This window comes from Flavobacterium araucananum (assembly GCF_002222055.1).
Lineage (GTDB): Bacteria > Bacteroidota > Bacteroidia > Flavobacteriales > Flavobacteriaceae > Flavobacterium > Flavobacterium araucananum.
In genome coordinates this window covers 1-1,267 of sequence record NZ_MUGS01000124.1, presented here as the reverse complement: position 1 = coordinate 1,267, position 1,267 = coordinate 1, and the positions used below count along the sequence as shown (strand labels likewise).

Below are 1,267 nucleotides of genomic sequence, written 5' to 3'. Positions count from 1 at the left end.
GCAAAATCAATGTATTCTTTTACATGTTTGGTATTTGCGCCGTGTGTATTATTGGGCTTAAGTTTAGAGAAATCTGTACTACCAATAACAACATCCTGATCATTAGAATACGCCCATGTAGATCCTGCTCCTGTAAAATATTCCCACCAGACACCAATATATTTTACAGGTTTAATCCAGGAAGTATCGTCAAAACTACAGGGTTCATTAAGATTTAAGATCATTTTTGAAGACAGGATTTTTCTTGCATCATCGCTCACAACAATTGTTCGCCAGGGCGTGAAACTCCCCGTTTGAATATATCCTTTGTTCCCTAAGGCATCTGGAACAAGATGCGAACTTAACGAATAGGTTTTATCATCGACATTAAGACACATTGCCGGATAATTTTTTAAGGCTGCTTCATGAATGTTAATATAAAGTCCGTTATTGGTCTTGATCATTAACGGGGTTTGTGTTGCTAAGTTTTTAATGGTAGACTGTGCGGCAAGCGGCACATGAGTTGCATTATAAACCAAAGGCTGCATCTCAGATATTTTCGATGTTGTGTAACTATATTCGTTTGTATCATAATCTCCCGGGATCCAGAAAAGTTTATGATCGCCTGTTAGGTTAAACTCAGTAGTTTCTTCCTGAATAATAAAATGACGCAAATTATCCTGAACCGGAAACTCATATCGAAATCCTAAACCATCATTAAACAAACGGAAATAAATCGAAATCTTTCGCTCGCTTTTTTCCTGAACAAGTGCTACTTTTAATTCGTTATACTGATTCTGTATTTCTTTTTGCTCTCCTAAAATCGGTTTCCAGGTACTGTTCTCTGATTGAAAATTAGTGGCCGTAACCCTAAAATCTTTGTTTAGCATAATATCCGACTTTACAACAAAGCCTAATTTACTTTCTTTAATCACCTGTTTATTTTTATAACTTAATGAATAAACCGGAGTTCCCGCTGCATTGAGACCAAATGTGACTGTCAAATTTCCATCGGGAGATTTTAGTTCCTGAGCTTTGACAAATGCATTTGAAGTAAGGATAAAAAACAGGGCAAAAAGTATATTTTTCATAAATTAAGAAGGTTTAAAGAATTGCTAAATCGATTTAGCAAACATAATAAAATTTATGAAATGGAGATAGCCGAATAAAAAAAATGTAGAACTATAAAATTCAGAGATCAAATATTCCTATTAATAGTACTTAAAGTTAACAAAATACAAAAACAACTTCTAAGTAGTAAATAATTAGTTATCAAAAACTTATAAAT

The 1,267-nt window shown here is 33.6% G+C and carries 1 protein-coding gene; it reads right to left on the bottom strand.

Annotation, left to right across the window (positions count from 1 at the left end; translation table 11 throughout):
• Window positions 1-1,070 (bottom strand): glycoside hydrolase family 97 N-terminal domain-containing protein (locus B0A64_RS24740; protein WP_208863572.1); only part of this gene is annotated, 1,070 nt, incomplete at its 3' end.
• Window positions 1,071-1,267 lie beyond the last annotated feature (197 nt).